The sequence below is a fragment of the Sedimentitalea sp. XS_ASV28 genome (genome assembly GCF_041224545.1).
Taxonomy (GTDB): Bacteria; Pseudomonadota; Alphaproteobacteria; order Rhodobacterales; family Rhodobacteraceae; genus Sedimentitalea.
In genome coordinates, this window is the sequence record NZ_JBGFGP010000163.1 from 174,430 (window position 1) to 192,029 (window position 17,600).

Genomic DNA, 17,600 nt, shown 5'->3' on the forward strand with positions numbered 1-17,600 from the left:
GTCAGTATCCCACTTCGTGACGCTGTTTCACCAGATGCTGCGGCATCTCGGCATAGACATCCTCGAACATGTCCCGCGGTGACGGGACATGGCCCGAGTTCAGCGTACCGATGGCCTCGGCCCGTTTCTGGCAATCAATCACGCTGTCGGCGATTTCGGCCTCGGCCTGTTTGTGACGGTCGTCCGACCAGACACCGCGCCGGATCAGATGCGCCTTGAGCCGTTCGATCGGATCCCCGAGCGGCCAGGCCTCGTTCTCGGACTTGGGACGATAGGCGCTCGGATCGTCCGAGGTCGAGTGCCCGCCGGCGCGATACGTGACATGCTCGATGATCGTCGGTCCAAGGTTCCTGCGTGCCCGTTCCGCCGCCCATTTGCCGGCGGCATGAACCGCGAGATAATCGTTGCCATCGACCCGCAACGCGGGAATGCCAAAGCCGTGACCGCGCGATGCGAAGGTGTGGGCGCGGCCACGTGCGATCCCCTGAAAGGTGGAAATTGCCCACTGGTTGTTGACGATATTCAAGACAACCGGAGCCTTGTAGGTAGACGCGAAAACCAGCGCCGCGTGGAAATCGCTCTCGGATGTCGAACCATCGCCGATCCACGAGGCCGCGATCCTTGTATCGCCCTTGATCGCCGACGCCATGCTCCAGCCGACGGCCTGGATGTATTGCGTCGCAAGGTTGCCCGAGATCGAGAAAAATCCGTGTTCCCTGGACGAATACATCACCGGAAGCTGTCGTCCGTGCAGCGGATCGGCCTCGTTCGAGAAGATCTGGCACATCATGGTTTCCATTGGATAACCAGATGCGATCAGCAGGCCCGCCTGACGATAGGTCGGAAAATTCATGTCGCCTTTTTCCAGGGCCTTCTGAAACGCGCAGCTGATCGCCTCTTCGCCGAGATGCTGCATGTAGAACGAGGTCTTGCCCTGACGCTGCGCCAACATCATCCGCGCATCATAGGTGCGCAGGGTCATCATGTCGCGCAGGCCCTGCGCGAGCTCTTCGTCAGTCAGACCACCCGCCCAATCCCCTACGGCGTCGCCGTCATCGTCAAGCACGCGGATGATCGTGAAGGCAAGGTCGCGAATATCCTCGGCCCGCGCATCCACATCCGGGCGACGGACCGAACCCGCCGCCGGGATCTCGACCCCGGAAAAATCCGGAATGTCGCCCGGTCGGCATTCAGGCTTGGGAACATTCAGGGATAACGGCGCGTAATCAGTCATAACAACCTCGTTTCAGATGGATGGGTCATTTACCGGCAAGGGGCGCCGGAAGGCGCTGTTCATCGACGGCGGCCCGGTGTAGCCCCGGCCCGCAATTCGCTTGATCGGAACACTATTGCAGCAACGCGGGCGATAGGGAAGTGCCCGAAGGGAAACATCCGAAAAGGCTGCACACGGCATTGGAATCAAAGCATTCCTTTCGCGATCCATTCGTCAAGCTGGCGACGGCTGATCTCGAAATGCATGCTGTCCTCGCGTCGGAAGCCAGCGCCCCAGACCCAGCCTTCGGCATGAAAGAAATCGGCCAGGATCGTCAGGCCCAACTGTGTCTTTCCGTCGGTAAAATTGTCCAGATGCCCGTCGATATTGAGATCGAGCGCCAACCCGTAGCTGTGGGTGGACAGGCTGTCCATGGTACCGCGTATCCGGCGCACACAGAGCGATCCCGAGGTGTTGATCCGCGCGTAGAGGTCCGGATCGGCGCGCCGCACGTTTTCAAACACCCGGCGCAACGAGTCCGCCGCCGGCTTGAGCATCTGAACCCGAATGGGCCCGACATTCTCCAGGACCAGCTTGCTCGCCAGTGCCTGGTTCGTCATCGGTTCGCAGGTGTCGCTCAGCGTGTCGCGCGGTCGGCCGAGCTTTTCCTCGAGATAGCTCGGGCCGGCAACCTGCAGCCCCCGGTTCACATTCAGCCGATCGGCGATCAGCACGACCTGCGCATAGGCGTCGATGATGTCATTCGGTCCCGTGCCGCGCAAGATCGCGTCTTCGTCGTCCGGATTTGGCGCAAGGGTGTTTTGCCGCCCCATCCCCGCTGCCAGGCCCGCAATCTGGCTCTCCTGCGTCTTCATGCGGTTCTGCAAATCCTCGACCTGCTGGCGCAGCATCTCGATCTCGATCCGCGCACCGGAATCCACCGCAGACCCCTGAAAATCCTCTTCGGACAAGAGATAGTTCAACCCCAGGAAGACGGCAGGCGCCAACACCAGCGCGACGGCAATGATGATCGCCGGGAGAAATCGCATCATGTCCTCATCGTTTCGGGCAATTCAGCCTGCTTCAGGACAGCGAGTAAAGCGCTTTTTTCCTCGAACACGAAGAGAAACGGAACAATGCGACTGCATCGAATGGTTGCAAAACCGTTGTGACATGACAACGCGTCGTGTACAATTTCTATTGTAACTTTTTTGCAGCAGCAAAGGACGCAAGATGGGTTGTTTTTCCAGAATTTTCGCATGCACACTTGCCCTTGGCCTTAGCTATGCAGTTCCCGGCACAGCCGTCGCCCAGACAGCGGACGAAATGACGGCCGAAGAAATCGCGGATGCGTTCAAGAAGCAGAAGACCCGGGGACTGGTGATCGTGCCCAGCGCACAGCAGAGCGGTACGACCGAAACCGCCACCGTCGCGCCAGCTGCCGCCAAGGAATACTCGGCGGTCACACCCGACGAGCAGGTCAATATCCAGATCGCCTTTGACTTTGACAGCGCCGCGTTGCGGGACGATCAGAAGCCCAAGCTCGTGACCCTCTGCGAGGTCATGAAGTCGGTCGATGTCGCGGTCTATCAGGTGGTCGGCCACACCGACAGTTCCGGAACCGCATCCTATAACGAACGGCTGTCCCTGCTGCGCGCGCAGGAGGTCAAGCGTCACCTGGTCGATGATTGCGGGCTTGCGGAAAACCGGATCGAGGCCATCGGCATGGGCGAAAGCGCCCCATATGACGCCGCCAACCCAAGAGCAGATGTCAATCGCCGGGTCGAATTCCAGGCATTGGGCTGAGACCGCTGACGTTTGAAGCAGGACCAGATGCAGCAAGGGGCTGAGACATGATCGACTCACGCCCCATGGATACGTTCAAGCCCGGTGATGTGCTGAACAACACCTACCGCATCGAAGCAGTGCTCGGGCGCGGCGGCACCTCGGAAGTTTACAAGGCTCGCAGCGAGATCTCGGGGCGGCTCGCCGCGCTCAAGGTCCTGAAAGCCGAGTTTTCCGCAAATGATGATTACCTTGTCCTGCTGACCCGCGAAGAGGAGATTCGCGAAATCCGCCATGACGCCGTGGTGCGGTATTCCGAAAACCACCGCACGCAGGACGGATTGGTCTATCTTGTCATGGACTATGTCGACGGTCCCGGTCTGGACAGGAAACTGCGCGAAGGCCCGATGTCCGCCGAGGATCTGCTGACCGTGTGCCGCCGCGTCGCGGAAGGACTCGAGGCGGCGCACAAGCGCAACATCGTGCATCGCGACCTCAGCCCGGACAACATCATCCTGCGCAACGGCAACCCGGCAGAAGCGGTAATCATCGATTTCGGCATCGCCAAGGACACCAATCCGGGAGCGGAGACCATCGTCGGGAACGAGTTCGCCGGCAAATACGCCTATGCCGCGCCCGAGCAGTTGAGCGGGCAGACCGATGCACGTTCGGATATCTACTCGCTCGGCGCGATGTTGCTGGCGAATTTTCGCGGGACATCGCCCGATGTCGGCAAGAACCCGATGGAGGTGGTCAGGAAAAAGAGCGAACCGCTCGATACCTCGGGCGTGCCGGAGCCGCTCAGGACCCTGATTGATCGCATGGCCGCACCCGACCCCGACGCCCGTTTTCAGACGGCGGCCGAGGTTCTGGCCTATCTTCGAGACAACCAGGCAGACGCGGATCCCGATGCAACCGTGATATTTCCACCGCCCCGCGCCGACGATCCGGCATCCGAACCCGATCCATCCCCCGCTACCCCGTCTCCGTCCCGCCCTGCCTCCGAACCGCCACCGGCGCGTAACGAAACGCGCAAGTCACGCGGGGGGCTTGTCGGCCTCGTTGTCGTGGCTGCCCTGCTCGTTGGTGGTATCGGCGGGTATTTCGGCGGGCTGTTCGACGGGTTTCTGGGGCCGCAATACCCGGTTGCAGATCCATATGAGCTCATCGTCGACCATCCCGCAGATGAGCGGCCCCGCGCCACCGGCAACGTGCCTTCGGAACAGATGCTCGCGGCGCTGAATGAGTGGATGGCAGGTCTGTCAGGAACCACCGATCTGAGACTTGCCACCGGCAATATTGCCGACAGTTGGGGCAACGATGTCATGACGACGCTGTCGGACCTGCGCGATCTTGACGATTGGCGGCTGGTGCTTGACGGCAACAACGCACAGATCAGCGGCTCCACCACCGACACCGCCTTGCATGCCCGCCTCAGCCGGACCTTTGCCGATGGCCTGCCCGGTGCGCTGACGGGAAGTGCAGATATCGAACTGATCCCCCTGTTCCTGCCAACCGGCGAGGTCACTGCCGTGCTTGAACGGCTCGCGGATTGCGGTCCGATCGCGACGCCGGGGGCGACGCCCGTGGGATATGGACCGCAAAGCCCGATCACGGTGACGGGAAAGGTGGCGGAAACGGCAACCCGCATCGGCTTGTTCGACGCGCTCAGCGCGATTGCAGGGGAACGAAACGTCGCCGTGGATGTGGACGTTCTGAACCCCACGCTCTGTCTCATCGAAAGCAACCTGCCAAAAGCTCCGGAGGGCGGGATCGGCATAGATTTCATTGTCGGAGGACGGAATGAGCCAAACCCATCCGGCCGATTTTTTGTCGGCGAGAACCCGATAATCGACATCGCGTTGCCCGCGGATGTGACCGACGGTTACCTGACCGTCTCGATCCTGGATGTCTCCGGAAACGTGTATCATCTCTTGCCGAATCTGAACCGGCAGGAAAACGCGGTGACGGCGCTGCGCGACGGGCAAACGGGTCCGATCAAGGTACGGGTTGCCTACAGCGTCGAAGAAGCCGCCCGCGAGAACCGCATCGGCTTTACCGTTGATGACAGTTCGCTGGGCAAGAGCAAGGTGATCGTGCTTCATTCCAGCGAACCGCTATTTGACGGGCTGCGTCCCACATCCGAATCGGCAAGCGGCTATGCGGCGGCGCTCAGGGATCATGTCGAGACAAATCAGGCCAGTATCCTGTCGCTCGACAGCCGGATCCTGACCACGGCGACGCCCTGAGCGTTCAGAGCACGTCCAGCACGACGGCAGTGATATTGTCCGCGCCGCCACCGTCGAGCGCGATTTCGATCAGCCGGTCGGACACCGTTTCGAGCGGTTCACGCGTCAGCACGGATTGCAGGACCGCAAAGGTCGCATATTTCGTCAGCCCATCCGAGCAGAGCAGAAACCGATCACCGCGCAGCGCGTCGCCGCGAACCTTGTCGAGTTCCAACCTGTCCCCCACCCCGACCGCACGGGTGATCGCGTTGGATTGCGGGTGTTGATCCGCCTCGTCCCACGTCATCTGACCGTCGAGAACAAGCTCCGCCACGGCGGAATGGTCAGTTGTCAGGAGTTCGATCTGACCATCGCGAAGCCGGTATATCCGACTGTCCCCGGCCCAGAGCCCGACGAAATGCCCCCTTGCGATCATCAGCGCGGCAACGGTTGCCCCGATAATGCCTCGTCCGCGCGCCTCGGCTTCGCTGAGGATAATATCATGCGATTCAATGATCGCATCGCGGAGCGCATGCATCCGTTCCGTCGGATTCAGCCCCCCCGGGATCATCGCAACCCTGTCCGCAATCAGCCGGCTGGCATAATCGCCCGCGTCATGTCCGCCCATCCCGTCCGACACCATCCAGATGCTCCGCTCGGGCAGCACAAGCACGGAATCTTCATTGACCTTGCGTTTATGTCCCACATGGGTTCGGGCGTTATAGCGAATCTCGCTCATGCGATCTGGCCAGAGCGCCAGATCGGTGCGTCCATGTGGAAAAGGCCCACGGCCCCGGGGCCCTCTGGCAGGCCATCGCACAGCATCAGCCGCTGCGCATCCCCTGTCATCGCACTCCAGATGCTCGGGCGCGCACCGATATCCGCGATGCGGTCGGCGGCAAGGTCTGCGACCACATCGCTGCCCGTCATCGCGATGAAATGACCGGTGCGCGACACTGACGGCGAACATCCGGCCACGGGGGGCGGGATTTCGGCGAGCCTCTGTTCAAGTTTTTCACGGCTCATGTCGTCTTCCAATGCGTCCAGGGCAAGCGCCTCCAGTCTCTCAAATAATCGCGCGGCGCGAAAGTGGTCTGACGCAATCGTGCCCGGCGACGAAAACGACGCCATCAAGGTCAATGGAAATCGCCGCCCGACACGATCAACCGACGGCATGAGCACACCGATGATCTTGGACCCACCGGCCAGTGTCGGCGCCAGGCAGAAGCGCCAGATCGGGGAGGACATATAATGATCGTCCCATTGGTCTCCGAGGGCGGTCTGCGCCGCCAGCATGCTGCGCTGCATCCAGTCATCCCAGGTCGAGACGAAACCCGCCGGAGTGTTCAGCCGAAAGAAATCCCCGACCGTGGGTATCTTGCCAAACGCACCGAACGCCCCGGTCATCACATCGACTTTGGACAATTGAACTTGGCCAGCGCCGGCAGGGCGAACGGGTTGATCACGGAGCCCGACTGCAACTGAAAGATCGCGATGCGGCCACCCACGTTGAAGATCACGCGCTTGCGGTCCGACACGTTGGTGCGGCGTACCTCCGCCGCGTCCAGCAACCGGAACCACCCCCACGGGCCATCCCGCGACAGCGTGCTTTCGATATTCTTTCTGTCCGGCTGAAATGTCACCCGCGCCAATCCGACCGAACCGGGCCATGTCACCGCCACCGGGTTGGGCTGACCGCCACGATGCGCAAATTCGACCGCCTGGCCGTCGATTTCGAGTGACACCGACTTGGCCTTGGGATCCAGGGCCTCGGGCGTGATCTGGAACTGCACCGCCGGCGTCGAACCTGCGGCAAAGAACGCGTCGCGTATCTCGGCGGCATATTGCATCTGCTCCAGCACTGATTGAGAGATGCCCAGTTCCACATCATTGACCCGCTTCCATGACCAAGGCCGTGTTCTGGTATCGACATAGCGGATCAGGTGTTCGGTAAAAAACGAGTCGATCAGCCCCTGTGGCGCGAACAGCCTGGCGAAATCCTGCATGGCGACATCGGCACCCGCGCGGCGGTTGAACGGATAACGGTTGCTCAGCGCCTGCTCGCAGAACGGCAACACGCTGGCCTGCCAGCTGGCGTTGATCGACGCGCGCGTGCCATCCGCCGCGATCCCCGACGAACCGGTGGTGATCTGCGACGCCCAGCGCTGGATCGGTCCGTCGATGCGGCTGGCGGCCTGCTGAAACTGCTGGATCGCGGCACCACCCTCGGCGCTGCTGCTGACGCCGCTGAACGACATCTTGTTCAGCTCCTGATAAACATTGGTCAAGGCTCCCATCAGCCCGTCCAGCTGCGACGGTTGCCCGTCCGGACGGTCTACAAGCTGGTGCAACCAGGCAAAACGATCCTCGACATAGGCACCCGGCGGACGGGCGGGCTCTCCGGTATTGGCCGCGGCTGCGCGCGACAGGGCGCTCAACATGATCTGCGCCTGCGCACTCAGCGTGGACCGGGATTCAATCGCTGCCACCGCGCTCGCCCCGGTCTTGAGTTCGCTCGTGTCGAGGATCGCGCGATCTTCGGTCAATCGGGTTTCGTTCGAGATCTCGGTGAGGATGTTGACGATGGGCGATGTCGGGCCGGACAGAACATTCGTAACCTCCACCGCATGCGACAGGCTTTCCATCGGTATGATGTCGATATCGCCCAGGACCGCGTCGTAACGGGCAATGTAGTCGTTGTAGTACAGGTTCAGAACATCCCGGCTCAGCGCGATAAGCGCCGCGTCGGTCTGCTCGGCCTCGCCACGCGGCCCCAAAACCCAGCTTTCACTGGCGACGCGCGCGGCGACATCCACCGCCTCGTTCAGAAAGACGTTGTTGAACCCGTCATAGGTGAAAATGCCCTCGACCCCATCGCTGAGCGGTTTGCCCGACGAACGTACCAGCACACGCTGCACCGCCGGGCCGCCGGCCTCGGTGATGCGCCATTCCGGCAAGGCGGTGGCCTGCGGGCTGTTGATGATGCCGTTGTAAACCCGCTGCGACAACGGCATTTCCAGCAGCAGGCCCTGCACCTGCTCCACCAGCGGACCATTCAGGGCGATCTCTTCCATCGGCTGCGACAACAGGGCATCGAGATGATCCGCGAGGTCACGCCGCAAGGTGTCGCGCGCAGGGCCCGAATAGGCGAGCGACCAGTCGATCTGCAACCATTCCCTGACCAGATCGGCATTCATCGGCCCCTGCAGCCCAAGCATCAGGTAGATCTTGAGCGCCTCGTAGAGCAGTTCGGTGTTGTTCATGTTGGCGGCCATCTGCTCTTCCAGCCGCAACAGCAATCGCGGCAGGAAACGCTGGTTCAGCGCGGCGCGATAGGTCTGCGCCGCCTGTGTCCCGATGACTTCGCCCTGATACAGACCGTAGGTGAGGCTGCGGTCGGGGGCCGGATCGCCGAGTACCGGGTTGCCGGGCATGTCCCGCAGGATGTTCAACGCATCAACCACCGGCGGAAGGTCGGTATCGCCCACCGGGCTGGGCGGCAAGGTGGCCGCCGCCGCCTGATAGGTTTTCACTTGCGCCTCGGCCTGATCGAGCAACTCTGAATTGCCTAGATAGCTGCGAATCCACAGGGTTCCGGTGGTCAGGGCGACCAACACCGTGGCCGCTATCGCCGCGACACGCGCCCAGCGATAGCGTCGCTCGACCTTGTCGTCGGATGACACAAGCCCCGCTTCGGGGAAGATCACCTGTTCGAACAGCCGGGTCAGGAAATAGGAACGCCCCGTGCCCTGACCGGACCCGATGGCCTGACGCCCGATACCGAAGGTCTGTGCCATGTTCAGCATCAGCCGGTCGATCGGCGTGCCTTCTTGCGTGCCCGACGTGAAATAGACCCCGCGCAACATGTGGCGTTTCTCATAACGGTTATCCTGAAACACCTCGTTCAGAAACTCGCGCGCGACACGGCGCATCGAGGCGACCTGGCTCGGGAAGCCGGCAATCAGGGCGCGGCGCTGATGATCGGTTTCCGCCTGCATGCGTTCGAGCGACTGCGCGTTGAGTTGCCCCAGCAAGAGCGCGAATTCGTCGTCGAACGCCCCCATCGGAGAGACCTCGCCACGGCTCTGGTCCAGCGGCAGGGTAAATCCCCAGACCTGTTCGCGCTCTTCCTTGCCCAGATTGTCGTGAAATTCGCTGAACCCGGCGATCAGGTCCGCCTTGGTGAACAGCACATAGACCGGGAACCGCACCCCCAGGCGCTCGCGCAGTTCGTTCAGCCGTCGGCGCACCGCCAGCGCGTGGCTTTTCTGGGTCGTCTCATCCTGCAACGACAGGTCGCTCAGGCTGATCGCGATCATCGCGCCATTGATCGGCTGACGCTTGCGATGTCGCCTCAGCAGATCAAGAAAGCCGAGCCACCCCGCGTTGTCCGCATCCTTGTCGCTTTCCTGCGTGGTATAGCGTCCCGCCGTGTCGATCAGCACCGCCTGATTGGTGAACCACCAGTCGCAATTGCGCGTGCCGCCAACCCCGCCGACCGCCGCCTTGCCGGTCTTGTCCGCCAGCGGGAACTGCAATCCCGAATTCACGATCGCCGTGGTCTTGCCGGCACCGGGCGGGCCGATCATCACATACCAGGGCAGTTCGCTCAGATGCCGCCGTCCGTTCCTGGACTTGCGCAATTCGGTGATCGCCGTCTTGAACTTGCTCTTCAGCGCGCTGATCTCTTCGTTCAACACCTCATCGGCGTCGGACTCGACGGTCTCGGCGATCTCCTTGCCCATCGCCCGCGCCTTGCGCCAGCGCCACCAGTAGATGATACCCATGAGCAGCAGGAAGAATGCCCAGATCGCGACAATGGTCGCGATGCGGGTGGTCACGCTGTCAAAAGGATACCAGTCGCGCCACCCCAGATAAGGTGCGAAATACCACGTGCACAGCGACAGAACGAGTGCCACGAGCGCCAGGACCGAATAGATCGTGCCGAACATGAATCTCAGGGTTCTGCGGATCATGTCCCGTCCTCCCGCACCAGCAACACTTCTATGCGACGATTGCGGGCGCGCCCCTCGCGCGTGCCGTTATCCGCGATCGGCTCCTTGTCGGCGCGCCCTTCGGCCGACAACCGGCCCGGATCGTCCAGCTCACCGGACATGCGCTCCATCACCGATTTCGCACGCGCCAGCGACAGCGCCATGTTCGACGGAAACCGGGATGACCGGATCGGCACGTTGTCGGAATGACCGGCGATGATGACCGGACCGGGTTCGTCGTTCAGCGCGCGCGCCACGCGATCCACCGGTGCCTCGAAATTCTGCGACAACCTGTCAGAGCCGGACCCGAACATTCCGGACCCGGCGATGCGCACGATCAGCGTGTTGCCCTTCTGAAAAACCTCGACAATGCCATCGTCGATTTCGGGCTGCAAAAATCCCTCGACCTTCCTGAGCTGTTCTTCGGCGCTTGGGGCGGCGGGCGCAGGTGGCGGCGGTGGCGCGCGGCGTTGCAGTTCGGCCACCGGGCCGCTGTCGATGACCGACAACTGTCCGACCACGCGCTCGGTCGAAGTTGACAAGGCATAGGACAGTCCCGCGAACTGGAACGCCAGAAGCCCGGCGGTGACCGCAACCGCGATCCACACCAGCCGCCAGACCGAGCGCGGCTTGAACGGCTTTTCCACGCCCTCCCAATGCGGCGACAAGTCCCGTTCAAGCGGCCCCCGCTGCGCCCGGATGATACGGGCCAGAGCGGCACGGATTTGCAGATGCTTCTCGGCGCCGCCCTGTTCGACGCGCAATCGTCCTTCAAACCCCAGGGACATGCACATGTAGATGAATTCGAGCAGGTCGATATTCTGCCCCGGTTCCTTTTCCAGCCGCGCCAGCAGATCATAGAATCGGTCGCCGCCCACCGTCTCGCGATGGAACGTGCCCACCATCGATTGCAGGCCCCAACTCGACTGACCGCCCCACGGCGTGTTCAGCACCACATCGTCGAGCGTGGCGCAGAGCGCATAGCGTGCAACCTTGACCGTCTGGGCCGCGATGCCCGCCTGCAAGGCACGGTTTTCGAACGCGCGCACCTCGGCGATCACACTCTGGCGCAACTTGTCCGGGTCCATGTGCTGGGCGCGGTTCCGAATGCGGCTGATCAGGGAAAACAACGTGCTGGCAGAGGCGACAAGCTGGTTCATGCCCGTGAGCGTCGGACCGGAGTCCGGCGGCCCTGCGGGGCTGGACACCGGTTCCGGGGCGGTGGAAGCAGGCACGCCAAACGCGTCGGCCGCGGGTGCTGCGGCAGGTTGTGCCGCAGGCTTGCGCCGACCGCCCGGATTCGGCCTGATCACCGTCTTGTCGGTGTCATCGGGTTCTGCAAACGGGTCGTCATCAGACATCATTCATACCAATCCATCAGCCGTTCCGGATCGCCCAAAGCTCCATCTTCAGACCCGGATACTGACCGGATACATGCACTGCGATGCCGCCTGACGTGGTCATCTTGCTCCAGTACGGGCTGGCGGCATCGAGTTCGAAATAGACCACGCCCGCATGATAGGGAATCTGGCGCGGGGCCACCGGCATCGGGCGCAGCGTGATCCCCGGCAGCGCGGAATTGACCAGTTGCCGGATTTCCTCGACCGGGCCGATCTTGGCCTGACCGGCGAAATGGCGGCGCACATCCTCGGCGGGAATATCCGCGTCCACCGCCAGAACGAAACCCGCATTCCCCAAGAGCTTGCGGTCGGCGATCACACCCACGCTTATACCATATTTCCGCTCTTCCAGCTTGATCGGAATCGCTGTCTGTTCAAGCACCGAACTCAGATATTGCCGCAGCAACCGGATGACCGGTGCGAAACTGCCGGTCAGATCGTCATGGCGGTAGGGCGGCAACTCGGGCGGCTGCTTTTCCGCGGTCATGAACACCGACAATTCCCCGGCCAGAGCGACGCAATGCCGATAGAGATCTTCGGGATGCAGATTCTCGATCCGCGACAGATGACGCATCACCGGGATCGTGCGGTTGACCACCGTCAGCAACAGGAAATCCGACACTTCGGCCACGCCACGCGCGCCGCCCCCTTCGGACAGGCGCCCGGCCAGCGCCTGCATCCGGTGCGACAGCAAACCTTCAAGCTCGCGCGTGAACCCGTCAAGCGGTCGCGCGGCGCGTACATCCAGACAACTCGGGATGAATGCCTGATCCAGGATGATCTCCTTGTCAGGGCGCACCTCGATGATGCGCGCCACCGGGATCGCCAGCCGATCCGACAGATCATCGACCGCCAGCGCGAATTGCAGACGCATCTTGCCGATACCGAGCATCACCGGCTTTTTCTGCTGGCCCATGGAATCGGTGACTTCGATCTCGCCGGGACGCAGACGGCTGGCCGACATTTCCGCCCCGCTCAGATCGACCTCGGCGGCCCCCTGCCGCCGTTGCGGCACGGTCAGGTAGACCACGCAATCCTTGATGGTTTCAGGCACTTCCAGAGCCGGGGGGTGATCCTCGGCCATGGGCACACGGAACACGGTACCGTCCTGGGTCAGCCCGGCACAGGATTTCAGCGCGAACTGCCCGACCTTGAGCACCTCGTCGTCGATTTCCAGCGCGCTTACCCCCCAGGCATAGGGCCGCACGCGGCGAGCCAGCCCGGTTACCAGTGCCTCGGTATACCGATCCGCCTGCTGGAAATGATGAGGTTGCAGGAACAACCCCTCGGTCCAAAGCACCTTGCTGTCCCAGGACACTGGCTTCTCCTTCTTTTCGGACGCTATTTCAGCTTGTCCAGTTGTTCCTTGTAAGCGCGTGCAAATTCACGGCTGAACAGGTCGTGGAAATCGTTTTCCGCCTGATCGGATATGTCTGCATACAGCTTCTCGTACACTTCCCAGTAGCGCGCCTTCTTTCCCTTGAGCAGTCCGCCAAGGCGGCCTCCGGTTTCGATCCTGCTCGCCAGTTCCTGGGGATCGAGCCGTGCCAGGACACCTTTCAAAGCAGCTTCCATGCCCGTCACCATCGCAATCTCGTGCGCCTTGATATCTTTCAGCGCCTCTTCGGCGGCGGATTCCGCGCTCAGATAGCCGCGCGTGCCGGGTTTTACGATCGCCTCGACCGCCTGTTCCGGGCTGATCGAGAATTTGAGGGGGTTGTTGCCCCCCGCCCCGATCATTGTCTGTTCGATCCGGAATTCGCTCTTGATAGAGGTCCGCGTCATCAGGATTTCCCGCAAGCCGGTGATCAGCGTTTTCATCACCCGCCCCATGCGCGCCATGGTATTGACCATGTCGGCGTCATCGATCCTGACCTCGTCCGCCCCGACGGCCCGCAAAAACGCACGCGCGGCGTCACTGTCCACCGGAATATCCGGTTCTGCGGGTGGCGTCGATTTTGCCGGGGCACCAGCCTGCGCCGCAGGCGTGGCCACAGGCGGCGCAGGCACCACGGTACCGGGGTGCTCCGGTCCGGGTGCGGCATCGGCTGCGGGATCGGACGGCCCGAGGAATTCGTCATCCCAGTCATCCGGTATCAAACCACCCCCGCCGGTGGATTGCGGTCTAAAGCTGTCCTGCGCCGAAGGATTGTGGCTCGGGGCGCTGGCCCCCTCTCCCTGCCGCCCGTCATCGGGCTTGCGGAAAAACGGGTCATCCCCGTCCTCGCCCAGCGGTGGCAGCAATTCGTCGATCGGGTCCACAGGGTTCAGTTGCGAAGGGCCGGTCGGCCCCTTTTCTTCTCCGAGAAGATCGTCCAGGAAATCGCCCCCCGGCCCGGCATCATCAAGAAGCGCAAGCGGATCGGGAGCTCTGGAAGCGTCGCCATGCGACGCCGGCCCCTGCGCCAGAGGGGCGGCGGGGCCCGGTTCGACCTCGGCCAGATCATCGGTAATGTCGACAACCAGTTCATAGGATCCGAGCGCAAGCACGTCTCCGCTGTTCAGGGGCGTGGGAACCTTGCCAAGCGGTATCTTGCTGTAGTTGAGATAGGTGCCGTTGGTCGACAGGTCGACAATCACCACGTTGCCATTGTGATCCTCGATCACGCAATGGCTCTTGGAAAGCAACCGGTCGGGATCGGGCAGCACGAGATCATTGGCTTCGCCGCGACCCACCGTCAGGCTGCCACCCTGCATCCGCACGGGTTGCGCATTGCCGGGTATCGTACCCGAGGACTGGAATTTCAGAGTGACGGGCATTCCAGCGCCTATCCTCCAGTCAACACGGTAAAATCACCTTTGACGATCGCACCGCCACAGCCGGTGCTGTCGCCGATCCGCGAAGCGGGTATCTTGGAGATGATCACCGTTGACGAACCCATCGCATTGGGATGCGGACCAAGTCCGGACGGATGAAGATCCCCTATCCGTGCCGCGGGCATTTTCCCGACCAACACGGTTGGCGCACAGGGTGGTATGATCACCGACGTTCCCGGCACCGGCCCTGCCGGCGATGGCGCGAACATGGCGCAAAGCACCTGGTCGAAGACGCGCGCCTGCGGTCTGGTCATCAGCTTGCCTCCTTCTTCGGGTCAGGCTCAGACACTCTGCCGTTCCCGCCCTTTGCGATGTCCACCGCCCGATCGATAAGCACCTGAACATGCGCATCAAACCTATCAGATAGTTCCCCCAAGGCCACAACATTCATGGCAAATGCCGCCAGTTCAGATGCACCGGCAGGCGCGGGATATTCGGCCAGATCTCCGGGACCCAGTGTGCCATCGGAGTACAGCACCGCAACCGCACAATTTACCGTGTCGTCATCCACATAGGCGTGATCCAGTGTCGCGCGCGCCGCTTCGCGGTTTTCTTCGGTCGGATCGAAAACCCACGCCTCGGATGCCGCCAGCGATGGCGGGTCGTTTCGCGATTTCGGGCCGATATAGTCACGTGCCGCCAGACACGCCCACCACACCCGTTCGCGTACCGGCAGCAACGCCGCAAGCAGCAGCAAAATGTCGATCCATGCTTCCTTGGCCTGCAGTTCGTCCAGAACCGCATCTGGAAGCGCGCTCGCGGGCGACTGGATCAACGTGTCCAGACGGATATTCGCATTCGACAGTATCCTGGCCGCCGGTTCTTGCGGGATCTTGACCAATTCCTTGAATCTATCACTCATGCCGTCACCTAGTTGATCATCGTGATGCCGCCCTTGGCGGTCAGCATCGCGTCACCCTTGACGGTGGTCAGTTTGGACTTGAGCTCGGCCATCGCCTTGCCTTCGAACTTGAGCATGGTGCCCTTGATCGTTACCCCGACCGGATCGATCACGACCGACGAAGACCCGACTTTCAACTCGATTTTCTGCGCTGCGGTCATGGTGATCTTTCCGGACTTCACATCGACTGTCATGTTCCCGGTTTCGACGGTTGTCGCGTCATTGCCGGTAATTGTCTTGGTATGCTTGCCTTCGATCTTCTGGGTCTTGTCGGTCTTGATCTTGATGTTCTGACTGCCCGTCTTGATCAGGTACTCCTCGTCCCCCTTTTCCAGTGTCAGGCTGTGATCGCCCTCCTTGATCACCCGCGTGACATTCTGCTTGATCACTTCGCTGAGGCTGCCATCCTCGACTTTCGAGTTGATCTTTCCCTCGCCATCCACCTGTTCATGTGCGTCCAGTCCGATGGTCACGACCGACTTGTTCTTGATCAGCATCTGATGGTCTCTCTGCGCCTGAACGCGCATCTTTTCCGCGCCCTTGAGGTCATCGAACATCAATTCGTTATATTCGCTGTCGCTGCCGTTTTTTGACGATCGCGTCCGGATGCCAAGTTCGGTGGGATTGTCCGGATAGGAATACGCCGGATTTTGCCAGCCATTATACAGCATCCCCGTGCAGATCGGCCGGTCGGGATCGCCCTCTTCGAACTCGATAATCGCCTCCTGCCCCATACGCGGCAAGGCGACCATGCCCCAACCCGTACCCGACCATGGCGTCATGACCCGCACCCAGCATGACGATTTTTCGTCCTTCTTGCCGTCACGATCCCAGTGGAACTGAACCTTGATCCGGCCCCATTCATCGGTCCAGATCTCTTCGCCTTCCTTTCCCACCACCGTGGCGGTATGCGGCCCCGAGATCTTTGGCCATGGCGTGCTGATCGGCGCGCGAAATTGCGTTGTCTTGGGGATCGCGCGAAACGTCGACGCAAAAGCATCCTTTTCCATCGACTTGGGAAAGGCCAGATCCATCATCGACAGATCGCGCCGTGCCTCGCGCTCCTGCTCTTTCAGGTAGTCGAACAGAGACTGCTCTACCCCGGTGCGTTTCATGTCATTGCGCAGTTTGCCGGCCTTGCGGGTCTGTTTGTCCGGCTCGGCATCCAGAAAGTTCTGGTCCTGCACATAATGTTCGGCCGAAACGATCAGATAGGTGGCATTGGCCGCATTGTCGGGATGACCATTCATCGCGAAGGTCTGTCCGGCGGCAAGAGCCCGGACATTGGCGGCTCCGCGAAAGGTCTGGTAACGGACCGTCTCTGCCTCCATCCGGACCGCAGCGTATTTCTCGCCCAGCTTCTTGTCGCTGTCAAAAACACCCGGATAGCGGTGGTGCCCGTTATAATCGTAGATTTCGTGGCTCTTGTGCGCATGGCTTCCCGACTCTATCGAATGATCGAATTTCAGATCGGCATTCTGCAACTTGAAGTCGAAATCGTTCAGCGTGACCTTGCCGCGCGTCACCCGCTGCGCTGCGGTCCATTCGGCGATATGATCCTCGCGCGAGCGTTCGGCCCCACGATCCGTCTGGCGCGCATGATAGGTGATCTTGGAATGACCGGGCACTTCGGAATGGGCGCTGATGGAATCACACAGAACCAGCTTTTCCACCTCGGTCGAATCGAGTGCATTGGAAAAGTAGAAATATATCCCCTCCTCTTCCATCAGGCGACACAGGAACGCGTAATCGCTTTCACGGTACTGCACGCAATAGGTGCGGTCTTCGTAGGTGCCGGTCAGCTTGTTGTCGAAATCGGTCAGCCCGTGCGCAGACAGCAGGTCGGAAATAATGTCGGGCACGCTCATTTCCTGGTAAATCCGGCAATTTTGGCTGCGCGTCAAAAGCCAGAACCACGGGCGCAGATCGGCGAGATAATACCAGTTTCCCTGGTAGTAGCCGAGTTGCTCCATCGATATGCACAGACCGCTGAAAATGCGCTCGCTCTTGTCCTCGGTCTTGACATGGACGCGCATGTTACGGCCAACGACTGCGCCAATATTCACATCTTTCGACCAGCTTCGGATCAGGACACTGGTTTCGGTCAGCGTACTCAGGCCCTCCTTGACAACCGCCCGGAACAGGTTCGGCCCTTCTTCGCCCTTTCCGGGCCAGGAAAACTCGCCAGAAATCCAGCTTCTGGCTTCGGGAAACGGCTTGTAATCAGGCATTGTCTTTCCTTTCGGAATACCACCGGGCAAC

13 protein-coding genes are annotated in these 17,600 nt (G+C 61.3%); 2 read left to right on the top strand and 11 right to left on the bottom strand.

Annotated features, from left to right (window positions below):
- Position 1 precedes the first annotated feature (1 nt).
- Together AB9K34_RS18890 and AB9K34_RS18895 are read right to left on the bottom strand one after the other, a co-directional pair.
- Complete coding sequence (locus AB9K34_RS18890; RefSeq protein WP_369955977.1) at positions 2-1,234, bottom strand: 3-methyl-2-oxobutanoate dehydrogenase (2-methylpropanoyl-transferring) subunit alpha; 1,233 nt, start codon at positions 1,232-1,234, stop codon at positions 2-4.
- Positions 1,235-1,419: 185 nt separating this feature from the next.
- Complete coding sequence (locus tag AB9K34_RS18895; protein ID WP_369955978.1) at positions 1,420-2,265, bottom strand: M15 family metallopeptidase; 846 nt, start codon at positions 2,263-2,265, stop codon at positions 1,420-1,422.
- A gap of 274 nt (positions 2,266-2,539) precedes the next feature.
- On the opposite strand from AB9K34_RS18895, the gene AB9K34_RS18900 reads away from it, so the two are divergent.
- Positions 2,540-3,019, top strand: a complete 480-nt coding sequence (locus AB9K34_RS18900) for an OmpA family protein (RefSeq protein ID WP_369955979.1) — start codon at positions 2,540-2,542, stop codon at positions 3,017-3,019.
- Between the two features lie 47 nt (positions 3,020-3,066).
- Positions 3,067-5,247, top strand: a complete 2,181-nt coding sequence (locus tag AB9K34_RS18905) for a protein kinase (protein ID WP_369955980.1) — start codon at positions 3,067-3,069, stop codon at positions 5,245-5,247.
- Between the two features lie 4 nt (positions 5,248-5,251).
- Here AB9K34_RS18905 and AB9K34_RS18910 read toward each other — a convergent pair whose 3' ends face one another.
- Genes AB9K34_RS18910 through AB9K34_RS18950 form a run of 9 tightly spaced genes read right to left on the bottom strand, consistent with a single transcriptional unit; the run spans position 5,252 to position 17,569 of the window.
- A complete protein-coding gene (locus tag AB9K34_RS18910) occupies positions 5,252-5,965 on the bottom strand; it encodes a PP2C family serine/threonine-protein phosphatase (RefSeq protein ID WP_369955981.1) in 714 nt (237 codons plus the stop codon).
- A complete protein-coding gene (gene tagF, locus AB9K34_RS18915; protein ID WP_369955982.1) occupies positions 5,962-6,651 on the bottom strand; it encodes a type VI secretion system-associated protein TagF in 690 nt (229 codons plus the stop codon). The genes AB9K34_RS18910 and tagF overlap by 4 nt, the downstream gene beginning before the upstream one ends.
- The gene (gene tssM, locus AB9K34_RS18920) at positions 6,633-10,202 is read right to left on the bottom strand and encodes a type VI secretion system membrane subunit TssM (RefSeq protein WP_369955983.1); all 3,570 of its coding nucleotides are present in this window, start codon (positions 10,200-10,202) and stop codon (positions 6,633-6,635) included. Before tssM ends, tagF begins: the two co-directional genes overlap by 19 nt.
- Entirely contained in the window at positions 10,199-11,581 is a 1,383-nt protein-coding gene (gene icmH, locus AB9K34_RS18925; protein ID WP_369956013.1) for a type IVB secretion system protein IcmH/DotU, read from the bottom strand. The genes tssM and icmH overlap by 4 nt, the downstream gene beginning before the upstream one ends.
- A gap of 16 nt (positions 11,582-11,597) precedes the next feature.
- The gene (gene tssK / locus AB9K34_RS18930; RefSeq protein ID WP_369955984.1) at positions 11,598-12,938 is read right to left on the bottom strand and encodes a type VI secretion system baseplate subunit TssK; all 1,341 of its coding nucleotides are present in this window, start codon (positions 12,936-12,938) and stop codon (positions 11,598-11,600) included.
- A 23-nt stretch (positions 12,939-12,961) separates the two neighbouring features.
- On the bottom strand, positions 12,962-14,380 hold the full coding sequence (gene tagH / locus AB9K34_RS18935) for a type VI secretion system-associated FHA domain protein TagH (protein WP_369955985.1): 1,419 nt from the start codon (positions 14,378-14,380) through the stop codon (positions 12,962-12,964).
- Positions 14,381-14,388: 8 nt separating this feature from the next.
- Positions 14,389-14,691: a PAAR domain-containing protein gene (locus tag AB9K34_RS18940; protein ID WP_369955986.1), complete on the bottom strand. Its 303-nt coding sequence runs from the start codon at positions 14,689-14,691 to the stop codon at positions 14,389-14,391.
- The gene (locus tag AB9K34_RS18945) at positions 14,691-15,299 is read right to left on the bottom strand and encodes a hypothetical protein (protein WP_369955987.1); all 609 of its coding nucleotides are present in this window, start codon (positions 15,297-15,299) and stop codon (positions 14,691-14,693) included. Before AB9K34_RS18945 ends, AB9K34_RS18940 begins: the two co-directional genes overlap by 1 nt.
- Before the next feature lie 8 nt (positions 15,300-15,307).
- Positions 15,308-17,569 (bottom strand): type VI secretion system Vgr family protein, encoded by a 2,262-nt coding sequence (locus AB9K34_RS18950; protein ID WP_369955988.1) that lies wholly within the window; start codon positions 17,567-17,569, stop codon positions 15,308-15,310.
- Positions 17,570-17,600 lie beyond the last annotated feature (31 nt).

Bases quoted from the DNA above. Each gene is read 5' to 3' on its own strand.
- AB9K34_RS18890 (WP_369955977.1), bottom strand. From the start codon at position 1,234: ATGACTGATTACGCGCCGTTATCCCTGAATGTTCCCAAGCCTGAATGC.
- AB9K34_RS18895 (WP_369955978.1), bottom strand. From the start codon at position 2,265: ATGATGCGATTTCTCCCGGCGATCATCATTGCCGTCGCGCTGGTGTTG.
- AB9K34_RS18900 (WP_369955979.1), top strand. From the start codon at position 2,540: ATGACGGCCGAAGAAATCGCGGATGCGTTCAAGAAGCAGAAGACCCGG.
- AB9K34_RS18905 (WP_369955980.1), top strand. From the start codon at position 3,067: ATGATCGACTCACGCCCCATGGATACGTTCAAGCCCGGTGATGTGCTG.
- AB9K34_RS18910 (WP_369955981.1), bottom strand. From the start codon at position 5,965: ATGAGCGAGATTCGCTATAACGCCCGAACCCATGTGGGACATAAACGC.
- tssM (WP_369955983.1), bottom strand. From the start codon at position 10,202: ATGATCCGCAGAACCCTGAGATTCATGTTCGGCACGATCTATTCGGTC.
- icmH (WP_369956013.1), bottom strand. From the start codon at position 11,581: ATGTCTGATGACGACCCGTTTGCAGAACCCGATGACACCGACAAGACG.
- tagH (WP_369955985.1), bottom strand. From the start codon at position 14,380: ATGCCCGTCACTCTGAAATTCCAGTCCTCGGGTACGATACCCGGCAAT.
- AB9K34_RS18940 (WP_369955986.1), bottom strand. From the start codon at position 14,691: ATGACCAGACCGCAGGCGCGCGTCTTCGACCAGGTGCTTTGCGCCATG.
- AB9K34_RS18945 (WP_369955987.1), bottom strand. From the start codon at position 15,299: ATGAGTGATAGATTCAAGGAATTGGTCAAGATCCCGCAAGAACCGGCG.
- AB9K34_RS18950 (WP_369955988.1), bottom strand. From the start codon at position 17,569: ATGCCTGATTACAAGCCGTTTCCCGAAGCCAGAAGCTGGATTTCTGGC.